The organism is Kitasatospora sp. NPDC002543 (assembly GCF_053594915.1).
Genome location: NZ_JBSFWR010000020.1, coordinates 26,947 through 49,455, shown reverse-complemented (window position 1 = coordinate 49,455; position 22,509 = coordinate 26,947). Strand labels below are relative to the sequence as shown.

24 protein-coding genes are annotated in these 22,509 nt (G+C 75.0%); 15 read left to right on the top strand and 9 right to left on the bottom strand.

The window, feature by feature from the left end:
* Positions 1–67: 67 nt before the first annotated feature.
* Complete coding sequence (locus ACWD4P_RS11860; protein WP_449779472.1) at positions 68–1,213, bottom strand: glycosyltransferase; 1,146 nt, start codon at positions 1,211–1,213, stop codon at positions 68–70.
* Positions 1,210–1,509 (bottom strand): hypothetical protein, encoded by a 300-nt coding sequence (locus ACWD4P_RS11855; protein WP_449779471.1) that lies wholly within the window; start codon positions 1,507–1,509, stop codon positions 1,210–1,212. Before ACWD4P_RS11855 ends, ACWD4P_RS11860 begins: the two co-directional genes overlap by 4 nt.
* A 142-nt stretch (positions 1,510–1,651) precedes the next feature.
* Between ACWD4P_RS11855 and ACWD4P_RS11850 the strand changes: the two genes are divergently transcribed.
* The 5 genes from ACWD4P_RS11850 (at position 1,652) to ACWD4P_RS11830 (ending at position 4,931) form a co-directional block, all read left to right on the top strand.
* A complete protein-coding gene (locus tag ACWD4P_RS11850; protein WP_449779470.1) occupies positions 1,652–2,584 on the top strand; it encodes a 3-oxoacyl-[acyl-carrier-protein] synthase III C-terminal domain-containing protein in 933 nt (310 codons plus the stop codon).
* Positions 2,585–2,759: 175 nt separating this feature from the next.
* Positions 2,760–3,050 (top strand): phosphopantetheine-binding protein, encoded by a 291-nt coding sequence (locus tag ACWD4P_RS11845; RefSeq protein WP_380700059.1) that lies wholly within the window; start codon positions 2,760–2,762, stop codon positions 3,048–3,050.
* Between the two features lie 4 nt (positions 3,051–3,054).
* Positions 3,055–3,840, top strand: coding sequence for a hypothetical protein (locus tag ACWD4P_RS11840; RefSeq protein WP_449779469.1), 786 nt, complete (start codon positions 3,055–3,057; stop codon positions 3,838–3,840).
* Complete coding sequence (locus ACWD4P_RS11835; protein ID WP_449779468.1) at positions 3,837–4,514, top strand: 4'-phosphopantetheinyl transferase family protein; 678 nt, start codon at positions 3,837–3,839, stop codon at positions 4,512–4,514. Before ACWD4P_RS11840 ends, ACWD4P_RS11835 begins: the two co-directional genes overlap by 4 nt.
* 123 nt (positions 4,515–4,637) lie before the next feature.
* Complete coding sequence (locus ACWD4P_RS11830; protein WP_449779467.1) at positions 4,638–4,931, top strand: hypothetical protein; 294 nt, start codon at positions 4,638–4,640, stop codon at positions 4,929–4,931.
* Positions 4,932–4,980: 49 nt separating this feature from the next.
* On the opposite strand, the gene ACWD4P_RS11825 is transcribed toward ACWD4P_RS11830, so the two are convergent.
* Positions 4,981–5,649, bottom strand: a complete 669-nt coding sequence (locus ACWD4P_RS11825; RefSeq protein ID WP_449779466.1) for a hypothetical protein — start codon at positions 5,647–5,649, stop codon at positions 4,981–4,983.
* Between the two features lie 59 nt (positions 5,650–5,708).
* The gene (locus tag ACWD4P_RS11820) at positions 5,709–6,308 is read right to left on the bottom strand and encodes an RNA polymerase sigma factor (RefSeq protein ID WP_359820273.1); all 600 of its coding nucleotides are present in this window, start codon (positions 6,306–6,308) and stop codon (positions 5,709–5,711) included.
* Between the two features lie 283 nt (positions 6,309–6,591).
* On the opposite strand from ACWD4P_RS11820, the gene ACWD4P_RS11815 reads away from it, so the two are divergent.
* Both ACWD4P_RS11815 and bla read left to right on the top strand, forming a co-directional pair.
* Positions 6,592–7,395 carry an SAM-dependent methyltransferase gene (locus ACWD4P_RS11815; RefSeq protein ID WP_449779465.1) on the top strand — a complete coding sequence of 268 codons (804 nt, stop codon included), beginning with the start codon at positions 6,592–6,594 and terminating at the stop codon, positions 7,393–7,395.
* Positions 7,396–7,498: 103 nt separating this feature from the next.
* Positions 7,499–8,443, top strand: coding sequence for a class A beta-lactamase (bla, locus tag ACWD4P_RS11810; protein WP_449779464.1), 945 nt, complete (start codon positions 7,499–7,501; stop codon positions 8,441–8,443).
* Between the two features lie 74 nt (positions 8,444–8,517).
* Here bla and ACWD4P_RS11805 read toward each other — a convergent pair whose 3' ends face one another.
* A complete protein-coding gene (locus ACWD4P_RS11805) occupies positions 8,518–9,240 on the bottom strand; it encodes a DUF981 domain-containing protein (RefSeq protein ID WP_449779463.1) in 723 nt (240 codons plus the stop codon).
* Between the two features lie 182 nt (positions 9,241–9,422).
* On the opposite strand from ACWD4P_RS11805, the gene ACWD4P_RS11800 reads away from it, so the two are divergent.
* The 3 genes from ACWD4P_RS11800 to ACWD4P_RS11790 all read left to right on the top strand — a co-directional run bounded on the left by ACWD4P_RS11800 (position 9,423) and on the right by ACWD4P_RS11790 (position 12,001).
* Entirely contained in the window at positions 9,423–10,310 is an 888-nt protein-coding gene (locus tag ACWD4P_RS11800) for a DMT family transporter (protein WP_359820282.1), read from the top strand.
* A gap of 78 nt (positions 10,311–10,388) precedes the next feature.
* Complete coding sequence (locus ACWD4P_RS11795) at positions 10,389–11,222, top strand: SDR family NAD(P)-dependent oxidoreductase (RefSeq protein ID WP_359820285.1); 834 nt, start codon at positions 10,389–10,391, stop codon at positions 11,220–11,222.
* Positions 11,219–12,001 (top strand): polysaccharide deacetylase family protein, encoded by a 783-nt coding sequence (locus ACWD4P_RS11790; protein ID WP_449779462.1) that lies wholly within the window; start codon positions 11,219–11,221, stop codon positions 11,999–12,001. Before ACWD4P_RS11795 ends, ACWD4P_RS11790 begins: the two co-directional genes overlap by 4 nt.
* A 37-nt stretch (positions 12,002–12,038) precedes the next feature.
* Here the strand turns inward: ACWD4P_RS11790 and ACWD4P_RS11785 are convergent, their stop codons facing one another.
* Genes ACWD4P_RS11785 through ACWD4P_RS11775 form a run of 3 tightly spaced genes read right to left on the bottom strand, consistent with a single transcriptional unit; the run spans position 12,039 to position 15,234 of the window.
* Positions 12,039–13,130 (bottom strand): MGDG synthase family glycosyltransferase, encoded by a 1,092-nt coding sequence (locus ACWD4P_RS11785; RefSeq protein WP_449779461.1) that lies wholly within the window; start codon positions 13,128–13,130, stop codon positions 12,039–12,041.
* A 12-nt stretch (positions 13,131–13,142) separates the two neighbouring features.
* A complete protein-coding gene (locus tag ACWD4P_RS11780; protein ID WP_449779460.1) occupies positions 13,143–14,087 on the bottom strand; it encodes an NAD-dependent epimerase/dehydratase family protein in 945 nt (314 codons plus the stop codon).
* Between the two features lie 22 nt (positions 14,088–14,109).
* On the bottom strand, positions 14,110–15,234 hold the full coding sequence (locus ACWD4P_RS11775; protein WP_449779459.1) for a DegT/DnrJ/EryC1/StrS family aminotransferase: 1,125 nt from the start codon (positions 15,232–15,234) through the stop codon (positions 14,110–14,112).
* A 379-nt stretch (positions 15,235–15,613) separates the two neighbouring features.
* On the opposite strand from ACWD4P_RS11775, the gene ACWD4P_RS11770 reads away from it, so the two are divergent.
* From ACWD4P_RS11770 to ACWD4P_RS11760, 3 genes are all read left to right on the top strand, one after another.
* Positions 15,614–17,821 (top strand): MMPL family transporter, encoded by a 2,208-nt coding sequence (locus ACWD4P_RS11770; protein WP_359827559.1) that lies wholly within the window; start codon positions 15,614–15,616, stop codon positions 17,819–17,821.
* A gap of 246 nt (positions 17,822–18,067) precedes the next feature.
* Positions 18,068–19,459, top strand: a complete 1,392-nt coding sequence (locus ACWD4P_RS11765; RefSeq protein WP_449779458.1) for a sensor histidine kinase — start codon at positions 18,068–18,070, stop codon at positions 19,457–19,459.
* Positions 19,456–20,133, top strand: coding sequence for a response regulator transcription factor (locus tag ACWD4P_RS11760; RefSeq protein ID WP_449779457.1), 678 nt, complete (start codon positions 19,456–19,458; stop codon positions 20,131–20,133). Before ACWD4P_RS11765 ends, ACWD4P_RS11760 begins: the two co-directional genes overlap by 4 nt.
* A 131-nt stretch (positions 20,134–20,264) precedes the next feature.
* On the opposite strand, the gene ACWD4P_RS11755 is transcribed toward ACWD4P_RS11760, so the two are convergent.
* Positions 20,265–21,056, bottom strand: coding sequence for an SAM-dependent methyltransferase (locus ACWD4P_RS11755; RefSeq protein ID WP_449779511.1), 792 nt, complete (start codon positions 21,054–21,056; stop codon positions 20,265–20,267).
* Between the two features lie 306 nt (positions 21,057–21,362).
* Here ACWD4P_RS11755 and ACWD4P_RS11750 point away from each other — a divergent pair, with 306 nt between their 5' ends.
* Both ACWD4P_RS11750 and ACWD4P_RS11745 read left to right on the top strand, forming a co-directional pair.
* Positions 21,363–21,710, top strand: a complete 348-nt coding sequence (locus ACWD4P_RS11750) for a PRC-barrel domain-containing protein (protein ID WP_359827573.1) — start codon at positions 21,363–21,365, stop codon at positions 21,708–21,710.
* Between the two features lie 202 nt (positions 21,711–21,912).
* Positions 21,913–22,179 (top strand): metal-sensitive transcriptional regulator, encoded by a 267-nt coding sequence (locus ACWD4P_RS11745; protein ID WP_359827563.1) that lies wholly within the window; start codon positions 21,913–21,915, stop codon positions 22,177–22,179.
* Positions 22,180–22,509: the final 330 nt, after the last annotated feature.

The following is a 22,509-nucleotide window of genomic DNA, read 5'->3' as shown; positions in this document are numbered from 1 at the left end:
CCCGGTCTGCTAACGGGCGGCCGGTCCTCGCCGCGGCCGGGCCTTCGCCCGGCAGGTCCGGGCCCGGTCAGCCGAGCGCCTCCAGCCGGTCCGCCGCGGCGGCCGCACCCCCTCCGGCCAGCAGTTCCCGCCCGACCCGAACCGCCCGCGCCCGGTACTCCGTCGAGTCGAGTACGGACCGCAGCGCGTGCGCCAGGCGCTCCGGTGCGACGCGCGCGAACGGGACCCGCAGCCCGGCGCCCGCCGCCGCCACCTGGCCGGCCACGACCGGCTGATCGTGCCGGATCGGCGCGGCGACCAGCGGCAGGCCGTGCGCCAGCGCCTCGCCCACGGTGTTCATCCCGCCGTGGCAGAGCACCGCGTCCAGTTCGCCGCGCGCCATCAGCTCCAGCACCGGCGCGCGGTCCACCGCCACGGCCCCGGCGGGGAGTTCGGGCAGCAGCTCGCGCGGCGCGGCGAACACCGGCTGGACGTCGTCGCCGCACAGCTCCAGCGCCCGGACGGAGCGGGCCAGGAAGTCCGCGCCCACCTCGCCGGCCAGCGTGCCCATGGTGACCAGCACCCGCCGTCGGCCGGGCCGCAGCCGCTCCCACGGGAAGTCCGGATCGTGCGGGCGCGCCGGGATCACCGGCCCGACCAGCGCGTGCTGCGGCGGCGGCGCCGAGCCGGTCAGCGCCGGCCCGGTGGTGGCCAGCACCAGGTCGGGGGAGAAGCGCGGGTCCCGGTACTCCGCCGCGGGCAGCCCGGCGCGCTCCCACAGCCCGCGCAGCAGTCCGGTCATCCACTCCTCGACCCGCGGCAACGCCCGGTAGGGGCGCCCCAGTTCCATCGCCCCGGGCGCGAAGGACGCCCACGGCAGGCCGTGCCGCCGCGCGACCAGCGCGCCCGCCGGGGTGTGCTGGTCGACCAGCAGCACGTCCGGCCGCCACTCCCGCACTTTCGCGTCCAGCGGCTTCGCGGTGAACCGCGCGTACGGGACGATGAAGCCCTCCCAGAGCGTGCGCAGCGCGGCCAGCCCGTGCCCGCCCTGGGCCCGGAACGCCCGGGTGCCGGTGCCCAGCACCTCGGCCGTGGGGCCGAGCAGCGGGCGCAGCACCGATGCGGTGCCGGTCCAGGCGACCTGGTGGCCGCGTGCGGTCAGTTCGGCGGCGATGCCCGCCGCCGGGTTGACGTGGCCGGTCAACGGCGGCACCACCAGCAGGAACCGGGTCATCGTGTGCCCTCCTCGGGGATCAGTCGCTGCACGTCGGCGACGGTCAGGGCCTCCAGCGCGGCCAGGTCCAGCCCGGCGCGCAGGGCGGCCAGGTCGGCCTCCGGGCCGAATCGCTCGCGCAGCCGCGCGGCCAGCTCGGCGAGTTCGTCCTCGTCCAGCAGCAGGTCGGCGTCCAGCCGGGCGTCCGGGGTGACATGGCGCGCCCAACCGGGCGGCGCGCCGGCCACCTCGACCAGCAGGGCCACCAGTTCCTGGTTCAACGGGGCTTCGGTGTAGGGGGGTTCAGGATTCGGCATGAGAGGTCTCCCACCTGCTCGACGGCGCGGGGGTGAACGCGGCCGTACCGGTGCGCGGTTGACGGCATCCGGAGTGACGGCGGCGACGGAGGGGGCCCGGGATCACTTGTGCGACCCGGCGGGCGTCGGAATACTAGCCCGCGTGACCGCACTGGAGGCAGTGGCCGTTCACCTCCCCCCGCACGCCGTTCCCATCGAGGCCGCGGGCGAGCGCATCGGCCTGACCCCACGTCAACTCCGTCTCTTCCGCCGCTTCCACGGCCTGGACCAGCTGCGTCTGGACCCGGCCGGGACGCTGCCCGACCTGCTCGAAGCCGCCCTGGACAACCTGTCGGAGCTGCGCGGACGCGAACGCGACATCCGCTTCGTGATCCACGCCCGCAGCATGCCGGTGGCGGTGCCCCATCCGCTCAACCCGCTGCACGACCTGCTCGACGCCCGTGGACTGGCGCACGCCAACGCCTTCACGGTGACCCACCACGCCTGCGCGGTGGGCCTGCTGGCCATCGACCTGGCCGGCCGGCTGCTCGCGGCGGACCCGGATCCCTCGGCGCTCGCGCTGGTGCTGACCGGCGAGAAGACCTTCACCAAGGACGCCCAGGTGGTGCCCGAGACCGGAATCTTCGCGGAGGGCGCGGCCGCCTGCCTGGTCAGCGCCGACGGTGAGCGCCACCGGATGCTCTCCTTCGCGGTGCGTCAGCGCCCGGAGTTCGACGGCCGGTTGGCCGGGGACCCGGACCTGCTCGCCCGCTACCAGCGCGAGTACCCGAACGTGATGGTGGAGGCGATCGAGGCCGCCCTGGACCAGGCCGGTCTGGACCTCTCCGACCTGGCCGCGATCCTGCCGCACAACGTCAACCAGGCGTCCTGGCGGATGATCGCGCGCCGGATCGGCTACCCGATCGAGAAAGTCGTGCTGGACAACGTGCCGTCGGTCGGGCACAGTTTCGGCTCAGACGGCCTCATCAATCTCCACACCGCCACCACGCGGGGGCTGCTCCGCCGCGGCGACCACTACCTGATCGCCGCCGCCGGTGTCGGAGCCACCTTCTCCGCGATGGCGATGCGGTACTGATGCCGCGTCGGCGCGGCACCGGCGGACCGCCGCTTCCGCGGGAAGCCGCCGTCCGCGCCGGGTCCCGGCACCACGCCGGATCCCCGCACCATGCCGGACCCTCGCACCACCCCAGAGCCCCGGAGCGCCCGCAAGCCCGGAGCACACATCCCACGTACGACGGGACGGGACACCCATGTCAGAAGCCGTGGTCCAGACCACCGACCCCGAACTGCGCGAGCGCATCCTGCACGGCATCGGCGAGCTGCTGCCGCGCGTCCTCAAGCGCGAACTGCCCGAGATCCCGCAGGACGCCTGCCTCTTCGACGACCTCGGCCTCACCTCGGCCGGCACCATCGAGCTGATCCTGGAACTGGAGGAGTCGCTCGACATCCAGGTGGACGTCGAGCAGATCACCGAGGACGACCTGCGGTCGGTCACCAGGCTGGCCGACTACGTCGCCGGGCACGTCATCCCCGAGGACTGACCGGGTGGCCCCCGGCCCCACCGGCCTGCGGATCACCCGGGTGCTCGTCCGCCGCTCCGACGGCCGCTCGGAGTCCTCGCTCGACCCGGACCTCCGGGTCTTCGTCTCCGACCTCGTCCGCCCGTACGGCCTTCCACCGCGTGAGGACCTGCTGGACGAGGGCGTCGGCCACTCCTACGAGGAGCTGGCCGCCGGGCCGCTGGGCGAGGCGCTGGCCGAGGACGAGCCCGCGGACCTGCTGATCCTGGCCTTCGACACCCCGGACGTCCGGCCCGGCGCGCCGTCCTCACTGGCGCTCAGCCGGTCCGTCCCGGGCAGCCCGCTCGCCTTCGCGGTCTGCGACCAGGGCGGCGCGGCGGCCTTCACCGCCCTGCGGCTGGCCGCCGCCCACCAGCGCGGCGGCGCCTGCCGCCGGGCCGTGGTGGTGCTCGCCGAGCAGACCGCCCTGCACTACGAACCCGCTGGGCCGGTGCCGTTGCCCGACCGGCACGCGGTGGTGGTGCTGGTCTGCGAGGAGGCTCCCGGCGAGGGGCTGCTGGTCCGGCAGACCCGGGGTGCGACCGCCCCGGCGCGGGCTGTCCGGGCCGAGGCCGCCGAGCTCGGCCCCGAGGCGGCGTTGCTGCTCGGCCCCGGCCTCGGAGTGGAGGAGCCCGCGCCGGCCCAGCCGTTCACCGGGCTCTGGGCGGAGCTGGCCGACCACCTTCCGCAGTGGCGGGCGGCCGGTCGCCCCGCATTGGTGGCCGGGTACGACCGAAGGCTCGGCGTGCTCAGCACACTGACCCTGCCGTGACGGAGATCGCTCTCTGGCTGATCGACACGCGTCGACCGGCCTCCTGCGCGGCCGAGTCGTGGCAGCTGCTCGATTCCGGGGAGCGGGCCCGGGCGGCGCGGATGCCGCCGGTGGCGCGGGAGCGCTTCACCGTGGTGCGCGGCGCCGTCCGGCAGCTGGTCGCCGGCCGGATCGGCGTGCGTCCGGCCGAGCTGGTCTGGCGGTACGGGCCGCACGGCAAGCCCGAGCCCGAGCGCGGCGGTGCGCTGCGGGTCAGCTGGTCGGCCTCGGAGGCGCTCGCGGTGCTGGCCCTCGCCGAGGGGCGAAGCGTCGGCGTCGACGTCGAGCGGCTCCACGCCCCCCGGGCGGCCGAGCGGATGGCCGCGCGCTGGTTCCCGTCCGAGGAGGCGAGGTTCGTCGCGGAGCCCGTCGACCCGGCCGAGCGGGCGGCGCGGTTCACCATGCTCTGGTGCCGCCGCGAGGCCTGCGTCAAGGCGTACGGCGGGCGGCTCGGGCAGTCCTTCGGCGTGTCGGTGGGCGGTCCGTCGCCGGTGCCGGTGGCCGATCCGGGCGCGCTCGGCGCCGGTCCGTCCCGGCTCTGCGACGTTCCGGTGGCGGAGCCGTTCCGGGCTGCCGTCGCGGCCCTCGGGGAGTCGCCGATACATATCAATTCGCTTGTGTGGAAGGGGAGTTGATGAAGCGGGCAATTCCTCCGGGCTTGGTCTGGACCAGTTCGCGAGCGCGCTGGTAGCGTCCCGATCACACCCCCCGTCGAGCCCTCCACCGCCCTCCCCGGCGCGTCGAAAGGCACCTGCGACGTGACACCGCACGACGCCCCGCCGCGCGATCCGGCGTCACTCGGCGCGATCCCGTCCGGCGCGACTCCGACCGCCGCCGCGCCGCCGGCCCCTGTCGCCGAACCGACCGCCGCCGTGCTGCCAGTGGCCAGGCGGGTCACCGTCCGGTTCGCCGCCGAGAGCAGCGGATCCGGCTCGGACGGCTTCCCGGACCGTCAGGTGGTGCACTGGGGCGATCGGTTCGCCGTCTCCGTGGTCGAGGCCGGAAGCGGGCGCGACCCGGCGGTCGTCGCCCGGCTGTCCGCGCTCACCTGAAGAGGTGATCACGACCGCCCGCGCGGCGCTCACCCCCAGGGGGCGCCGCTCACCGCCACGGGGCGCCGTGGTCGTCCGCCGGTTCCCACGAGAGGTCCTCCCAGGAGCAGGCGGACGTCGTGCCCGAGGTGAGGTCCCAGGGGCTCGGCACCTCCTCCGCGCCGTCGTCCTGCACCGGCAGGCGGTCGATCACCGCGACCAGGGCGGGCGGCAGCTGCGGGGCCAGCCCCCGGTGCACCCGGGAGAGGATGTCGCGCCGCACGTCGTCCGGGAGGAGCGGCCGGTCCGTCCGCAGCGCCCGCGGACCGGGCGGCCGTTCGGCCGTGGCGAGTTGGTCCGACCAGGCCCGCCAGTAGTCGGCGTCGTCGGTCTCGCCGAGCATCAGGTGGTGCAGGTGCAGGCAGTACGCGGCCGTCCCGCTGCCGGAGCCGGCCGCGAAGTGCCACCAGAACTCGGCTCCCTCCTCCTTGCCGGTGGCGTACAGCAGCGCGCCGAACACCTCGGCCCCCTCGGGCTCGATCCGGCGCGCGTTCACCAGCAGGTCGAGCCCGTGCGAGGCGTTCGGCGCCCCCAGCACCAGGGCCACCACCAGGCCGAGTTCGAAGGCGGCCTGCTCGTGCTCCGAGGGCAGGTGGGCGGGGGCGGCCGTGAGTCTCGCCTGGCGCACGGCGGCGATCCGCTCCGCGTGGGCGCGTTCGGGGCGCGGGACGTGGAACACGGTGCGCCCCCTGTCGGCCGGGCCCGATCCGTCCGGAGCCCGGCCCCCCGGCCCGGTGGTCACAGTTCGGCTCCGCCGTCCGGGAGTTCGCCCACCCCGAGGCGGCGGGCCAGCCGCTCCCGGGCGTGCCGGAGGTTGGAGTGGACCGTCGCCACCGGGCGCCCCAGGTAGGCCGCGATCACCTTGACGTGCAGGCCGAGCAGGTAGCGCAGGATCACCACGTCCCGCTGCCGGTCCGGCAGTTCGAGGATCGCCGCGTACAGTCGCACCTCGTCCGCCTCGCTGTGCAGCAGCCCCTTCGCCACCTGCTTGAAGGCGCCGATCACCGCCGCGAAGGTGACCGCCTCCACCTCGACCGGCTCCTCGGCGGCCACCCAGTCCGAGACGTGCCGGTTGGCCAACCGCCAGGCGTAGGCGGCCGGTTCCTCGAACCGCAGCACCTGCGGCCAGCAGCGGGCCAGGTCGGCCTTCACCGCCGAGACCACCAGCGCGGCATCGGACTGGTTGCCTATCCGGGTCAGGGCGAGGGCCCGCCAGGCGGGCTCGTGGGTCTCGCAGAAGGCCGCGTAGGGGAGGCCCAGGCGGAGTTCGGGGTCGGTTCGGAGCCCGGGATCGGCACCGGTCGTCGGCTCCGCCTCCGCTCCGCGAAGGTGCGCCAAGGCCGTTCCGCCCCGGTGCCGGTGTGCCGGAGCGCCCCTGTCGATCGTCATCGAGCCTGCTTTCCGTGGCCGTCGGCTGCTCACCGGGCCACCCGAGGGTCGGGCTGTCTGCGCCCATCCTCATTCCATCAGCCCTGTCACTCCAGGCTGCAAAGCGAATACAGATTGTCATCTCATGGGAGTCGGTGGTTGGTCGGAATGCTCAAAGCCGTTCGGAACGGGACGGGACGCGCCTATCGTGAGCGGGAAGGACCGATCGGCAGCGCAACCGGGGGAGCGTGTGATGGGCCTCTACGACGGGGTGGACCTGCGGCTCAACGTCCCCCACTCGGCGCGGATGTACGACTACTTCCTCGGCGGCTTCACCAACTTCGCCGCCGACCGCGAGGCCGCCGGACGCGCCCTCGCCGCCGCGCCCTGGCTGCGTGCCGCCGCCCGCGTCAACCGGGCCTTCATGCAGCGTTCGACCCGCGCCCTCGCCGAGGCCGGCTTCGACCAGTTCCTCGACATCGGCACCGGCATCCCCACCTCGCCCAACCTGCACGAGGTCGCCCAGGGCGTCCGGCCGGACGCCAGGGTCGTCTACGCCGACAACGACCCGATCGTGCTCTCGCACGCCCAGGCGCTGCTCACCGGCACTCCCGAGGGCCGCACCGCCTACGTCGAGGCCGACGCCACCGACCCGGCCGGACTGCTCGCCGCCCCCGGCCTGCGGGAGACCCTCGACCTGTCCCGCCCCGTCGTGCTCTCGCTCAACGCCCTGCTCCACTTCGTCCCCGACTCCCACGGCGCCTACGAGCTGGTCGAGCACCTCAAGTCGGCGCTCGTCCCCGGCAGCGCCCTGGTGCTGAGCCACGTCAGCCCCGAGTTCGCGCCGGAGGACATCGCCCGGCTGACCCGGATCTACGAGGCCGCCGGCACCGCGGCCCAGGCCCGGAGGCTGCTGGAGACGGCCCGCTTCTTCGACGGCTGGAACCTCCTCGACCCGGGGCTCGTCCCGATCGCGCAGTGGCGGCCGGCGCCCGGCGAGGTCCCCGGTCCTCCGTCGGAGGTCTCGCTGTACGCCGGGGTGGCCATCCGTCCGTGAACACCCGGACGGATGAACACTGCTGACGAACCATCGGCGCGACGATCGCGTCCCTCCGGTCGAGAAGGCGGCTCGCGCCGCCACATCCGATCGGAGGAGGAGCATGCACCCGCAGCCTACGGGGGCCCGCCACACCCGCCGGACCGTCCTCGGCCTGGGAGCGGCGGTGGCCCTCACCGCCGCGACCGGCGGAGCGGCCCGCGCGGCGACCGGCGGACCGGCCCGCGCCGCGACGGTCGACGATCCGGGTCTGCGCCCGGCCCTCGCCGCTCTGGAGAAGGAACACTCCGGCCGCCTCGGCGTCTACGGCCACAACCTGGCCACCGGCCGGACCGTCCGGTACCGCGCCGACGAGCTGTTCCCGATGTGCTCGGTCTTCAAGACGGTCGCCGTCGCCGCCGTCCTGCGGGACCTCGACCGCGACGGCGAGTTCCTCGCCCGGCGGATCCGGTACACCGCCGCCGACGTCGAGCGGGCCGGCGGCGGCACGATCACCAGCGAGCCGGAGAACCTGGCGGACGGCCTGACCGTCGCCGAGCTCTGCGCCGCCGCCATCGAGTACAGCGACAACACCGCGGCCAACCTGCTGCTGCGCGAACTCGGCGGACCGCCCGCCGTCACCCGCTTCGCCCGCTCGATCGGCGACCCGGTCACCCGCCTGGACCGCTGGGAGCCCGAGCTCAACAGCGCCGAGCCCGACCGCCGCACCGACATCACCACCCCGCAGGCCATCGCCCGCACCTACGGCCGGCTCGCGCTCGGCAGCGCCCTGCCGCCGGCCAAGCGGGAGCAGATCACCTCCTGGCTGCGGGGGAACACCACCGGCGAGCACCGCTTCCGCGCGGGCCTGCCGGCGGACTGGGCCCTCGGCGACAAGACCGGCACCGGCAGCCACGGCACCACCAACGACGTCGGCATCGCCTGGACCCCGGCCGGCGCCCCCGTCCTCCTCGCGGTGCTCACCACCAAGCCCGCGGACCAGGCGGCCCCGATGGACGAGCCGCTGGTCGCCGGGGCGGCCGCGCTGCTGGCCGGCGCGCTCGGCTGACGCGGCACCGCGCGCGGTGGCCCCGGCGGATCCCGGTCCGCCGGGGCCGCCGGGGCCACCGCACCCGCCGTCGGTCACATGGTGTTGACGATGAGCCCGATGTGGGTGAAGTAGTTCAGCCCGCCGAACGCCAGGAACGCGAGGCCGGCCAGCCCCCACACGACGCCGATGACCGGGCTCATCCACCGCCGGGGGGCCCGCAGCGCGAACGGGAAGAGCAGGGCCCCGATGCCGACCAGGACGTACAGCCCGGACATGAAGCTGGCCTCCAGCCACGGCCAGTCCGCGAACTCCCCGGAGATGGGCTCCTCGGGCGGGGCGGCGAAGAGGGTGTACTTCCAGCCCGCGGCGGCGATGCCGAAACAGGCGAGCCCCATGCCGAAGACGAACACCGAGATCGGTGCGGCCACCCGGACCGTCCGGTCGACGCCGTCCACGGCGAGGAGGTCGCTGCCGCGCTTCCAGAGGTAGAAGGCGGCGGTGAGCAGGAAGACCCCGAACGCCAGGGCGGGTTCGCCGAAGATGACGTTGTCGAACGGGAACCCCTGCCCCGCCAGCGGCCAGGTCAGGGTCATGTGCAGGCCGGTGGTGACGAGCGTGAACCCGAGGGCGGCGAATGCCAGCGCCCAGCCCTCCAGCGTGCCGCTGTGCCCCTGGACGAGGAGCCGGCGGCCCAGGGCGACCACGAGGAGCAGACCGGCGCCGGCGGCCACGGACATGATCGTGTTGTAGGTCGGCATCCTGGCCCAGTCGATCTTCAGACCGGATGCGGCGATCGGGATGATGTGCTGATGCATGGGTCAGACGTGGCGCAACAGGTTCGTCGGCAAACCGCGCGCCGACCGGGTCCACCCGATGGGCAGAGCCGCCGCGGGCGGTCGGCTCCTGTGCCGCTCGGGGTGCCCCACCCGTGCGCCCCCGCCCCCGCGGGCCCAGACTGAGGGGTGGACCGATGCTGCCCCGCGAGGCTGGGAGAGGCATGCTGCTGGGACTGACCACCGCACTGGTCGCGACCGTCTGCTTCGGGTTCGGGGCGGTCTTCCAGGCGCGCGGGGCACGGTCGGCGCCCCGGGCCGACCGGGTGCGGGCGGGCCTGCTGGCCGCGCTGGCGCGGTCCTGGCAGTTCCTCCTCGGCACACTGCTGGACATCGTCGGGTTCGTGCTGAGCATCGTCGCCCTGCGCACCCTCCCGCTCTTCCTCGTCCAGGCCGTCACCAACGCGAGCCTGGCCGTCACCGCCGTGGCCGCCGTCCGGTTGCTGGGCGCGCGGCTGCGCCGGGGAGACCTCGCGGGCCTGTTCGCCGTGGTCGTCGGCCTGACCCTGCTGGCGCTCGGCTCCGGACGGGAGGGCCGTGACCACGCCCCGCCCGCGTTCCACTGGGCGCTGCTCGCCACCACCGCCGTCATGCTGCTGGCCACCCTGCTCCTGGTGCGCCGCGAGGGCAACGCGGCCGCGGCCGGCCTGGGGCTGCTGGCCGGGGCGGGCTTCGGGGTGACCAGCCTGGCCGTGCGGGTCCTGGACGCCTCCGGCCCGCTCTCCGTCCTCACCGACCCGGCCGCCTACGCCCTCGCCGTCGGCGGCCTCGGCGGCTACCTGGCCTACGCCCTGGCCCTGCAGCGCGGCACGGTGACGGCCGCGACCGCCGCCGGGACGGTGACCGAGACCTTCGGCCCGGCCCTGGTCGGCGTGGCGGCGCTCGGGGACGCGGCGCGCCCCGGTTTCGAGTGGTGCGCGCTGACGGGCTTCGCGGTGGCGGTCGGCGGCACCTTCGTGCTCTCCCGCTTCGGCGAATTGGAGGGCGAGTCCGCCGAGCTCGCCGCCCCGCGCCGGGACGCCGAGGCGGAGCCCGCCGCCCCGCCCCGGTAGCCCGGACGGCTCCGCCGTGCGAAGGTGACTTGCCGGACAAAACGGACGGCGACCCGGTCACAGAGCGGCAGGTGCCCGATGGCGGAGGAGCCCCACCCCCGACCCCGGCGGTCGGACCGGACGGACGCCCCGGGCCGCCCCGGCCCGGAGGGCAGGACGGCCCCGGCCGACCGCCCCGTCGCACTGATCACGGGCGCCTCCTCCGGGATCGGCCACGCCACCGCCACCCGCCTGGCCGCCGCCGGCTGGCACACGCTGCTCTCCGGCACCGACCGCGCCCGCCTCGACGAACTCGCCGATCGCACCGGCGGTCGCGCCCTGCCCGAGGACCTGAGCAAGCCGGACGGCCCGGCCCGCCTCGCCGAGGCCGCCCTGGCCGCGACGGGCCGGGTGGACGCCCTGATCGCGAGCGCCGGCCTGGGCTGGCGCGGCCCGTACGAGCGGACGCCGTCCGACACCCTGGACCGGATGATCGAGGTCAACCTCGCGGCCCCGCTGCGCCTGGTCCGGCTGCTGCTGCCCGGCATGCTGGAGCGCCGCCGCGGCCGGATCGTGCTGCTCGGCTCGATGGCGGGCCAGGTCGGCGTGCGCGAGGAGTCGGGGTACGCCGCCACCAAGGGCGGACTGACGATGTTCGCGGAGAGCCTCTGGTACGAGCTGCGCGGCACCGGGGTGGGGGTGCGCCTGGTGCTCCCGGGAGCGGTCGACACCCCGTTCTTCGACCGGCGCGGCACCCCGTACCAGCGCGACCGGCCGCGCCCGGTCACGGCGGAGCGGGTCGCGGACGTGGTGGTCGCCACCATCACCACCGAGCGCGACCGGCTCTACGTCCCGCACTGGCTCGGCTTCCCGGCCCGCATCCACGGCGTCGCCCCGGGCGTGTTCCGCCGGATGGCCTCCCGCTTCGGGTGAGCGCCGCCACCGCCCACCGTCCGGCCGCCGCGGGCGCCGCGGCCGGTGCGGCCCTCGCCCTCGCCGCCGGCGCCGAGTTCCTGCACCTCGCCCCGGCCGCCGTCCGGCTGCCGCCGCTGCGCCGCACCCTGGCCCGCCGCACCGCCGGCCACGGCACCGCCCCCGGCCACATCGCCCTGACCTTCGACGACGGACCGGACCCGGGCAGCACCCCGTACGTCCTCGACGCGCTGGACGGGCTCGGCGTCCGCGCCACCTTCTTCCTGCTCGGCGCGATGCTGGAGCGCGCCCCCGGGCTCGGCCGCGAACTGGTGCTGCGCGGCCACGAGGTGGCCGTCCACGGGTGGCACCACCGGCCGCAGTGGTACCCGGCCCCCGCCCGCGACCTGCGCGAACTTCGCCGCGCCGCCGAGGCCGTGACCGGACTCTGCGGGGCCCGTCCGCTCTGGTACCGCCCGCCGTACGGCGTGCTGACCGCCGGACCGGCCCTGGCCGCCCGCCGGCTCGGCCTGCGCAGCGTGCTGTGGACCGCCTGGGGCCGCGACTGGACGGCGGAGGCCACCGGCGAGTCCGTCTACGCGACCGCCCGCCCGGGCCTCACCGGCGGCGCCACCCTCCTGCTGCACGACTCGGACTGCACCTCCGCCCCCGGCTCCTGGCGCGCCACCCTCGCCGCCCTCCCGCTGATCGCCGCCCACTGCCGCACCCACCGCCTCACCCTCGGCCCCCTCCGCGACCACCGGGTCCCCCCGCCCCCCGGTGGGAACCGCCGGCCGTGACGGCCGCCGCCTCCGTCCGGCCGCCCCGGTTCCGCCGCTACCCGAGCCCCACCCGCCGCAGCGCCGCCCCGAACCCCGCCTGCCACGCTTCCGGCGTGGCGCCGGGGCCCGGCGCGGGCTCGGGGCGGCCGAGCGCGGCCAGGGCGTTGCGGACGACCTCGGCCGGCCGGGCGGTGGCGACGTCGGCGTGGCCGAGCTCCAGTTCGTGCTGGAGGTTGTCGCGGCCGTGCCCCTGCACGACGTCGAGGAGCAGCAGCCGCCGGCCCAGCGCCCGGGCCTCGCTGCAGGTGTCGCCCGAGCTGGTGACCACCAGGTCGGCGGCGGCCATCAGTTCGGGGACGCGGTCGGTGTAGCCGAAGGGGTGCAGCCGGCTCTCCCGGCGCGCGGCGGCGCGCAACCGGCGCTCCAGTTCCCGGTTGCGCCCGGCGACCGCGAGCACGTGCGGCCCGGCGGCGGCCAGCGAGGCGGCGGTGCGGGCGATCGGGCCCAGCCCCCAGGAGCCCGACATCAGCAGCACGCACCCGGCGCCCGCCGGCACGCCCAGCTCGGCCCGGGCGGCGGCGCGTTCCGGCGGCCGGTAGAAGGGCTGCCGCAGCGGCGCCGGCAGGACGGCGATGTCGGCGTCCGGCCGGTAGCGGCGCACCGCGCACGCGGCGACCTCCGAGGTGACCAGGAACAGGTCCGTCCCCTCCTGCACCCAGAGCCGGTGCGGCGTCACGTCGGTGCAGAACACGAAGTGCCGGAACCCCCGCTCCGGCGCCTGCCGCAGCAGCCGGTTGACCGCCGAGGTCGCGGTGGCGAACACGGAGACCACCAGCTGCGGCCGCTGCGCCTCGATCAGCTCCCGCAGCGCCGGGAGCAGCCGGCCGCGGGCCGCCGCGTCGGCGAGCAGGGCGAGCCGGGCACCGGGCCGCAGCGCCGAGAAGTGGAAGGCGTCGTACACCCCGGGCAGGTCGAGCAGCCGGCGGAACACGGCCTCCCCGGCGGCGCCCGAGCGCGGTCCGAGCAGGGCCATGGCGTCGACGGTGCGGGTGGTCCAGCCGCGTTCCCGCAGGGAGTCCGCGCAGGCCTGCGCCATCACGTCGTGCCCCTGCCCGAGTGAGCCGGAGACCAGCAGGGCGTGCGGCATCGGGCGGCCCCGTCAGCCGCCGGCGGCCGAGCCGACGGCGGCCCGGTACCAGTCCGCGTACCGCCGCACGCCGTCGGTGAAGTTGGTGTTCGGCGACCAGCCCAGCAGCCGCTTGGCCTGTGCCGAGGAGATCCGCCGCCCCGTGTAGTCGGCCTTGCGCCCGTCGATGTGCTCGATGGTGACGGGCCCCAGCAGCCCGTCCACGGTGTCGGCGATGTCCCGCACCGAGACGGCCGTCGAACCCTCCAGCGCGAAGGTCTGGTCCTCGGCGGCGGGGGACAGGGCCCGGACGTGGGCGTCCGCGAGGTCCTCGACGTAGACGAAGTTGCGGCTCTGCCGGCCGTCCCCGGCGATGGTGATCGGCCGGCCGGCCAGTGCGGCCTGGACGAACCGGGCGACGACCAGCTCGTCCCGCATCCGGGGGCCGTACGGGATGCCGTAGCGCAGGATGGTGAAGTGCTGCCCGTAGAGCTCGCGGTAGCTGTGCACCAGCATCTCCGCGGCGAGCTTGGTGGCCACGTACAGGTGGCCGCTGTGCTCCAGCTCGATCGGCACGTGCTCATCCAACTCCTGCTCGCCGCTGTCGAGTTGCCCGTCGGCGAGGGCGGCGCCGTAGACCCAGACGGTGCTCGCCAGCACGGTCCGGCTCAGGCCGCTGCGCCGGGCGGCCTCCAGCACGGCCTCGGTGCCGTCGATGTTGGTCCGCACCGCGCGGACCGGGTCGGCGGACACCTGCTCGACATCGGCCATCGCGGCCAGGTGGTAGACCACCTCGCTGCCGGCCAGCGCCGCGGTGAGGGCCTTGAGGTCGAGGACGTCGAGCCGGGCGTGCTCGGCGTCCGGGTTGAGGTACTTGTCGGTGGTGTCCACCGCGAGGACCTCGTGGCCGGCCGCGATCAGGTGGTCCACGACGTGTGAGCCGATGAACCCGCACCCCCCGGTGACGGCTATCCGCACGATCCTGCTCCCTTCGCTCCGGCTACCCGGTCACTCGCCGGTACACCGCGCAGACGGCGTCGACCACCTGCTCCGTCTCGTCCTCGGTCATGTCGGAGTGCACCGGGAGGCAGACCTGCCGGGCACAGACGTCCTCGGCCACCGGCAGCGCCTCGCGCCGGTACGGGGCGAGCACCGGCTGGAGGTGCAGCGGCAGGTCGTAGACCTCGCCGGACAGCCGGACCCCGTACTCCTCGGCCACCGCCCGCTTGAACGCCGCGCGGTCCACGCCGGAGGGCAGCAGCGCCACGTACTTGTAGTAGTTGCCGCGGCAGCCGGGCGGTTCGAGCACCGGGTCGAGGCCGTCCAGCCCGGCCAGCGCCGCGTCGTAGCGGCGGGCGACGGCCCGGCGGGTCTCGATGAACTCCTTCAGCCGGCGCAGGTGCACCGCGCCGATCGCGGCGTGCGGCTCGCTCATCCGCCAGGAGTAGCCGAGCTTCACGTGGTGGTTGGTGGTGAAGGAGCCCTTGCCCTGGTCGCGGTAGACCCGGGCCTCGTCGCGCAGCTCCGGCGACTCGGTGAGGATCATGCCGCCCTCGCCGCTGGTGGTGACCTTGGTCGGGTAGAAGGAGAAGGCCCCGGCCAGGCCGAAGGTCCCGGCGGCGCGCCCGTCGAAGCTGCTGCCGTGGGCGTGCGCGGCGTCCTCGACCAGCGGGACGCCGTGCCGGTCGCACAGCGCCCGCACCGCGTCGACCTGCGGGCCGACCAGCCCGCCGATGTGCACCAGGACGACGGCGGCGGTGTCCGGGGTGAGCGCCGCCGCCAGGGTCTCGGGGGAGAGCGCGAGGGTGGCCGGGTCGACGTCGGCGAAGACCGGACGCCCGCCCGCGTGCACCACCGCCCCCGCGGTCGCGTAGAAGGTGACGGCGGGGACGACCACGTCGCGGCCCCGGACGTCGATGCTGCGCAGGATCACCTCCAGCGCCGCCGTGCCGCTGCTCACCGCGACGGCGTGCGAGGCGCCGTGCTCGGTGGCGAAGGCCTGCTCGAAGCGCTCGGTCCACGGACCGAGGGTCAGCGCGCCGGTGGTGAGCATCTCCGTCACCGCTTCGGCGACGGCCGCGCGGTCGCTCTCGTCGAACACGATGCGGGCGGCTGGAACGCCCATGGGCACCTCCGGCGGCGGGCTGCGAAAGCAGCACCGATCGGGTCGGATCATCCCGAACCGCACGTCAGCGGACGGGTCAGGCACATCACGCTACTTCGCCCACCGGTCCGCGGCCCGCCGTCGCCGCCCGCACGGGTGACCGGATCTGCTTCCGTCGCAGGTCCGGGCACTCCTTCCGGGGTAGGGCGTGCCCTCCTCCGTGCGGGGGAGGGCCCTACTGCGTCCGCAGTACGCAAACGGCCTGCGCAGGGACGACGACGGAGCAGGGGTCGGCGATCAAGGATTGGTCATGCTGCGGCGGACCGCGTCCACCAGGGCGTCCGGCCGGCCGTGGCACCACCCGTTTCCGAGAACCGCATCCGAAGGAGTCCGCTCTCCCGTGGCCACGTTCCTCTACCGCCTGGGCCGATGGGCCTTCGTCCGGCGCCGGCTGGTGACCTTCCTCTGGGTCGCCGTGCTGGCAGCCGTCGGAGTCCTGGCGGCCAAGGCGCCCGCCGCACCCGACGACGGCTTCGCGATGCCCGGCACGGAAGCGCAGAAGGCCTTCGACCTGATGAACGAGCGCTTCCCCGGCGGCCACGCCGACGGGGCCTCGGCGCGCCTGGTGTTCGTCGCCCCCTCCGGCCAGAAGATCACTGCCGGCCCCAACCAGCAGGTGGTCGAGCGGACGGTCGACGAGCTCGCCCACTCCGAGCAGGTCACCGCCGCGGTGGACCCGTTCAAGATGCAGGGCGCCGTCTCCCAGGACGGCACCACCGCCTACGCGACGGTCAACTACTCCGCCAAGGCCGGCGAGGTGTCCAAGGCCGCCACCGACACCCTGGAGCAGGCGGCCCAGCACGGCCGGGACGCCGGTCTCAAGGTCGAGATCGGCGGCACCGCGCTGATGGCCAAGCCCGAGGCGGGCGGCAGCAGCGAGGCGATCGGCATGGCGCTGTCCGCCGTCGTCCTGGTGATCACCTTCGGCTCGCTGGTCGCGGCCGGCCTGCCGCTGCTCACCGCGGTCGTCGGCGTCGGCCTCGGCATGGCGCTGATCACCGCGCTCGGCAGCACCCTCGGACTCTCCACCACCACCGGCACGCTCGCGATGATGCTCGGCCTCGCGGTCGGCATCGACTACGCGGTGTTCATCGTCTCCCGCTACCGCGCCGAGCTCGCCGAGGGCCGCACGCCGCAGGAGGCGGCGGGCCGGGCCGTCGGCACCGCGGGGTCCGCGGTGGTCTTCGCCGGCCTCACCGTGGTGATCGCGCTCGCCGGCCTCTCCGTGGTCGGCATCCCGATCCTCGCCAAGATGGGCATGGCCGCCGCCGGCACGGTCGTGATCGCGGTGCTGGTCGCCCTCACCCTGGTCCCCGCGCTGCTCGGCTTCCTCGGCCGCAAGGTGCTGCCCCGCAAGGCCCGAAAGGCCCGTGGCGCGGCGGCCGCCGCCCCGGTCGCGAAGGAGAACGGCGGCGCCCGCTGGGCCCGCTTCATCCTGCGCCGCCCGCTCGCGGTACTGCTCGGCGGTGTGATCGGCCTCGGCGTGCTCGCCGCCCCCGCGCTCGACCTGCGCCTCGGCCTGCCGGGCGACGAGTCCAAGCCCACCTCCACCACCCAGCGCCGCGCCTACGACCTGCTCTCCGAGGGCTTCGGTCCCGGCTTCAACGGCCCGCTGACGGTCATGGTGGACGCCAAGGGCGTCGCCGACCCGAAGGCCGCCGCGGGCGAGGTCGCCAAGAAGGTCTCCGCCCTGCCCGGGGTCGTCGCGGTGACGCCGCCGATGTTCAACCCGGCGGGCGACACGGCCCTGCTCAACGCCGTCCCGGCGACGGGCCCGAGCGAGGCCGAGACCAAGGACATCGTGCACGCCATCCGTGACGACGCGGCCGGCCTGAAGTCGGCCACCGGGGCGACGGTCCTGGTCAGCGGCACCACGGCGATGAACATCGACGTCTCGCAGAAGATGTCCGACGCGCTGGTGCCCTACCTCGCCGTGGTCGTCGGCCTCGCCGTCCTGCTGCTGATGGTCGTCTTCCGCTCCGTCCTCGTCCCGCTGAAGGCGGCCCTCGGCTTCCTGCTCTCGGTGGTCGCCGCGCTCGGCGCGGTGGTCGCGGTCTTCCAGTGGGGCTGGCTGGCCGATCTGATCGGCGTGGAGCAGACCGGCCCGGTGATGAGCATGATGCCGATCTTCATGATCGGTGTGGTCTTCGGCCTCGCCATGGACTACGAGGTGTTCCTGGTCACCCGGATCCGTGAGGGCTTCGTCCACGGCGAGGAGCCCGGCGAGGCGATCGTCACCGGCTTCCGCCACAACGCCCGGGTGGTCACCGCCGCCGCGTTCATCATGATCGCCGTCTTCGCCGGCTTCATCGGGATGAGCGAGCCCATGATCAAGATGATGGGCCTGGGTCTCGCCGCGGCCGTCGCCTTCGACGCCTTCATCGTCCGGATGACGGTCGTCCCGGCCGTCCTCGCACTGCTCGGCCGCCGCGCCTGGTGGCTGCCGCGCTGGCTCGACCGGCTGATACCGGACGTGGACGTCGAGGGCAGCAAGCTGGCGACCACCGCCCCCGAGCCGACCCCGGCCCGCGAGTCCGTCACCGTCTAGGACGGCACCCGTCCGGGCCCGGCCCGGCACCACCGCGGCCAGGTCCGGGTACTGCCCGGGCCTGGCCCGGCTCGAATCGGCCCGGACACCGGTTCGAGCCCAACCGTTACCGTTGCTGTCGGGGGCCACCGCCCGTGCGGAGGCCCCCGACCCGGCCCGCCGCCCCCCCACCGGGGCCGGCGCGGCACGAACTGGCGTGGCCCGGCGAGGGTGCGGCCAGGGCACCCCGACCCGGAGAGCACGACCATGAGCGACACCTGGCAGCGCCTGCGCCGCGACCACCCCCGGCTGCTCGACGCCGCCGGCGGCGTGGCCCTGCTCACGATCACCGCCCTCGGCGCCACCACCGACCAGACCGCCGGGCGGTTCATCAAGGCCGACCCGACGACCTGCGCCCTCGCGCTCATCGCCGCCGTCGCCGTCTTCTTCCACCGCCGCTGCCCGCGCGCCGTGCTCGCCGTCACGCTCTTCTGCACCATGCTGCTCGCCTGGAGCAGCCCCCGGCTCACCCCGATGCTGGCCGCCCCGCTGCTGCTCGCGCTCTACTTCCTCGCCGTCCGCACCGACCGCGCCACCGCGTTCCGCGCCTCGGTCCTCACCGCCGTCCTGCTCACCGGGATCTCCCTGCTGTTCGGCCCCAGCGGCCCGGTCGGCGAACGGATCAGCGTCCTGGCCTGGGCCCTGCTGCCCGGTGCCCTCGGCGACTCCATCCGCAACCGCCGCGCGCACCTCGCGGCCATCGAGGAACGCGCCGAACGCGCCGAACGCACCCGCGAGGAGGAGGCCCTCCGGCGGGTCGCCGACGAGCGCATCAGGATCGCCCGCGACCTGCACGACGTCGTGGCCCACCACATAGCCCTCGCCAACGCCCAGGCCGGCATCGCCGTCCACCTCATGGACAGCCACCCCGTCCAGGCCCGCGAGGTGCTCAGCCACATCACCGACGCCACCGGCTCGGCCCTCCAGGAACTGCGCGCCACCGTCGGCCTGCTGCGCCGCGCCGAGGAGCCCGCCCCGCTGGAACCCACCCCCGGCCTCGACCGGCTGCCCGAGCTGATCAACACCTTCGAGCGGGCCGGGCTGCCGGTCCGGCTCACCGTCGAGGGCGAGGCCCGCCCGCTGTCGCCCGGCGTGGACCTCACCGCCTTCCGGATCGTCCAGGAGGCGCTCACCAACGTGGCCAAGCACGCCCACGGCGCCGACGCCGAGATCACCCTCGCCTACACCGGCAGCCGGGTCGCGGTCAGCGTCGCCAACCGCCGCCCGACCACCCCCGGCCGCCCCCGCGCCGTCCCCCGGGCCCAGCACCCGCCGGGCGAGAACGGCTTCGGGCTGATCGGCATGCGCGAGCGGGCCGGCGCGGTCGGCGGCTGGCTCAGCGCCGACCGGCGGCCCGACGGCGGATTCCTGGTCACGGCCGAACTGCCGCTGCGCACCGGAGCCCGCGACGACGGCCCCGAGGCCACGCGCGGCCTCACCGCCGCCGACGTCGCCCGCGCCGCCCAGGCCGCCCGCACTGCCCGCACCGATCGCCCGGCACCGGCCGAAGCGACACCAGCCGAAGCGACACCAGCCGAAGGACAGGACCGCGCCGCCCGAGCGGGCGGCGCGGTCCGAGAGGACAGGGACCACGCATGACCATCCGGGTACTGCTCGCCGACGACCAGGCCCTGCTGCGCGGTGCCTTCCGCCTGCTGATCGAGGCGGAGGAGGACATGGAGGTGGTCGGCGAGGCGGCCGACGGCCGGGAGGCCGTCGAACTCGCCCGGGCCACCAAGCCCGACCTCGTCCTCATGGACATCCGGATGCCCGGCACCGACGGCCTCGGCGCGACCGCCGAGATCTGCGGTGACGAGGAGCTGTCCGGCACCCGCGTGCTCATCCTCACCACCTTCGAGATCGACGAGTACGTGGCCCAGGCGCTGCGGGCCGGCGCCGGCGGCTTCCTCGGCAAGGGCGCCGACCCGAAGGAACTGCTCGCCGCCGTCCGCACCGTCGCGGCGGGCGAGGCGCTGCTCTCACCCGCCGCCACCCGGGCCGTGATCGACAAGTTCCTGGCCCAGCCGGAGCCGGCGTCCGGCACCTCCACGAGCGAGCGGCTGTCGGTCCTCACCGCCCGTGAGCGCGAGGTGATGTCGATGGCCGCCACCGGCCTCACCAACGAGGAGATAGCGGAGCGGATGTTCGTCAGCCCCTTCACCGTCCGCACCCACGTCCACCGGGCGATGTCCAAGCTCGACGCCCGCGACCGCGCCCAGCTCGTCGCGATCGCCTACCAGACCGGCCTGGTCCCGCCCGGCCGTCCCGTCTGAGCGGTCCGGGCGCGGGCCCGCACCCGGCGGGCCCGGCCGTGGCGGCGCCGACGGGCCGGGTCCGTGACGCCAGGCGGGCCCCGTGACGCCCGATGGACCTTGTCGGGACGGGGGGCCGTCCGGCTCGCGTCTCAGGGCTTGCGGGCCACCGCGCCGTACATGCTGACGCGGTCGGCGCCCCGGGCGGGGACGGTGTCGGGACGCCAGAGGGCGACGGTGGTGACACCGGGGTCGAGGAGGTCGAGGCCGTCGAAGAACGCCTCGACCTCCGCGCGGGAGCGGCCCACGAGGGGTGCGGTGGCCTTGTCGTAGACGCCGGTGACCCGGTCGCGGATCTCGGCCGGGATGAAGTCGGCGGTGCCGTGCGAGAGGACGAGGTGGCTGCCGGAGGGCAGGGCGTCCAGCAGCGTGGCGAGGGCCTGGTGGGGCTCGTCCTCGTCGCGCAGGAAGTGGAGGACGGCGGCGAGGACGAGTCCGACCGGGCGGGAGAAGTCCAGCAGTCGCTCCGCCCGGACGGCGTCCAGCAGGGCGGCGGGTTCACGCAGGTCGGCCCGGATGACGGTGGTGCGGCCGGGGCCCGAGCCCGCCATCAGGGCACGGGCGTGGCTGAGCACGATCGGGTCGTTGTCCACGTAGGCGACCCGTGCGCCCGGCCGGGCCGCCTGGGCGATCTCGTGGGTGTTGCCGACCGTGGGGATGCCGGTGCCGACGTCGAGGAACTGGTCGATGCCGAGGTCGGCGACGCACCGTACCGCCCGGGTGAGGAAGCCGCGGTTGGCGCGGGCCGTGGAGCGGAACTCCGGGTTGGCGGTGAGCGCCTTCTCGGCGGCGGCGCGGTCGGCGGGGAAGTTGTCCTTCCCGCCGAGGTAGTAGTCGTACATCCGGGCCGGGTGCGGCACGTCGGGCCGCAGGTCGGCCGGCATCCCGGCCTCGCCGGACTCCCACATGTTCTCGTATCCCACGGCTGCGGTTCCTTCCGACCAGACACCACTGACGATCAACTCCGGCCCTGCTGGCGGACAGCCTAAAGCCCAGGTCATGACCCTGGCGCCGGGTTGGTCGGGTCACCCCCGTATGTCCCTTTCGTCGGCTCCCCTCCACCCGGGGCGGCGGGCCGGTGCGCCCCGCCCCGCCGCGCGCGCCCGCCGCTCCCGGCGCAGGATGGGAAGCCGGAGCAGTGGAACAGTGGCGGAACAGCCGGGACGGGAGGTCGGGCCGTGAGCATCGCGATGGCGGACATCCGTGAGTGGCGGAGCCACGCCGTGGTCGACGAGAAGGGCCACCGCATCGGTTCACTGGAGTCGGTCTACGTGGAGACGGCCAGCGACGAGCCGTTCTTCGCCACTGTCACGGTCGGCTTCGCGGGCCGGCGCCGACTGGTGTTCGTCCCGCTGGACGGGGCGGTGGCCGGGCCGGACTACCTCCGGGTGGCGTACCCGCGCAACCACGTCAAGCAGGCCCCGTCGATCGGCACCGACGACGTGCTGCCCGCCGAGGACGAGCCCGCCGTGTTCGCCCACTACGAGCTCCCCTACGCGACCGGCGCCGGCGGGGAACGCCGCCTGGCCCGTCGCTGAACCGCGCCCGCCCGCCGAGCCGTACCCATGGGTGAGGCTTCACACGTTGCCGCGTCGTACCCGGTGTCGCGTCGCACCCGCCCCTTCCCGGGGTGTGTCCTGCCCGGGAGTCACCGGGCGGGCATGTCGTTCGCCACCCGGGAATGAATACCCCGCCGGGTACACTTGTCCATCGACAGTCGATGTGAAAGGCGGCCCCGACATGCAGGTGGACGAGGAGGCGGTCGGCGCGGTCCTGAACCGGCTGCGCCGCGCGCAGGGCCAGTTGGCCGGAGTGATCGCGATGATCGAGGCGGGCCGGGACTGCAAGGACGTGGTCACCCAGCTCGCCGCCGTCTCGCGCGCGCTCGACCGGGCCGGGTTCAAGATCGTCGCGAGTGGCATGCGCCAGTGCATGGCCGCCGCCGACGAGGGTGCCCCGCCGATGAGCGAGGCCGAGCTGGAGAAGCTCTTCCTCGCCCTGGCCTGACCGGCGGCACGGGGTTCGGGAGTACGGCCCGACGGGGGCCGCGGTGGATCGCTCCGCCGCGGCCCCCGTCGCGTGCTCGCGACAGGGCGGCGAAAGGCCCTTGTCAGGCGCGTCCGCCGGTACCTTCGCCGACACCGTCGCCCGCGCGTCCGCCGGCACCACTGCCCGCACCTCCGCCGGGGCGGCTCCGCCCGCGCGTCCGTGTCGCCCCCGAACCACCGCCGCCCACCGAAGTTCCCGCGCCGCCCGACACTCCGTCACGCGTCGTTCACGCCCCGGTCGCCGGTCTTCGGGTGAATGAGGGCGCCGCCCGCAGTTGTACAGCCAACT

Bases quoted from the DNA above. Each gene is read 5' to 3' on its own strand.
- bla (WP_449779464.1), top strand. From the start codon at position 7,499: ATGCACCCGCAGCCTACGGGGGCCCGCCACACCCGCCGGACCGTCCTC.
- ACWD4P_RS11815 (WP_449779465.1), top strand. From the start codon at position 6,592: ATGGGCCTCTACGACGGGGTGGACCTGCGGCTCAACGTCCCCCACTCG.
- ACWD4P_RS11760 (WP_449779457.1), top strand. From the start codon at position 19,456: ATGACCATCCGGGTACTGCTCGCCGACGACCAGGCCCTGCTGCGCGGT.
- ACWD4P_RS11750 (WP_359827573.1), top strand. From the start codon at position 21,363: ATGGCGGACATCCGTGAGTGGCGGAGCCACGCCGTGGTCGACGAGAAG.
- ACWD4P_RS11755 (WP_449779511.1), bottom strand. From the start codon at position 21,056: ATGCCGGCCGACCTGCGGCCCGACGTGCCGCACCCGGCCCGGATGTAC.
- ACWD4P_RS11800 (WP_359820282.1), top strand. From the start codon at position 9,423: ATGCTGCTGGGACTGACCACCGCACTGGTCGCGACCGTCTGCTTCGGG.
- ACWD4P_RS11745 (WP_359827563.1), top strand. From the start codon at position 21,913: ATGCAGGTGGACGAGGAGGCGGTCGGCGCGGTCCTGAACCGGCTGCGC.
- ACWD4P_RS11775 (WP_449779459.1), bottom strand. From the start codon at position 15,234: ATGGGCGTTCCAGCCGCCCGCATCGTGTTCGACGAGAGCGACCGCGCG.
- ACWD4P_RS11845 (WP_380700059.1), top strand. From the start codon at position 2,760: ATGTCAGAAGCCGTGGTCCAGACCACCGACCCCGAACTGCGCGAGCGC.
- ACWD4P_RS11855 (WP_449779471.1), bottom strand. From the start codon at position 1,509: ATGCCGAATCCTGAACCCCCCTACACCGAAGCCCCGTTGAACCAGGAA.
- ACWD4P_RS11860 (WP_449779472.1), bottom strand. From the start codon at position 1,213: ATGACCCGGTTCCTGCTGGTGGTGCCGCCGTTGACCGGCCACGTCAAC.
- ACWD4P_RS11785 (WP_449779461.1), bottom strand. From the start codon at position 13,130: ATGCCGCACGCCCTGCTGGTCTCCGGCTCACTCGGGCAGGGGCACGAC.
- ACWD4P_RS11795 (WP_359820285.1), top strand. From the start codon at position 10,389: ATGGCGGAGGAGCCCCACCCCCGACCCCGGCGGTCGGACCGGACGGAC.
- ACWD4P_RS11805 (WP_449779463.1), bottom strand. From the start codon at position 9,240: ATGCATCAGCACATCATCCCGATCGCCGCATCCGGTCTGAAGATCGAC.
- ACWD4P_RS11765 (WP_449779458.1), top strand. From the start codon at position 18,068: ATGAGCGACACCTGGCAGCGCCTGCGCCGCGACCACCCCCGGCTGCTC.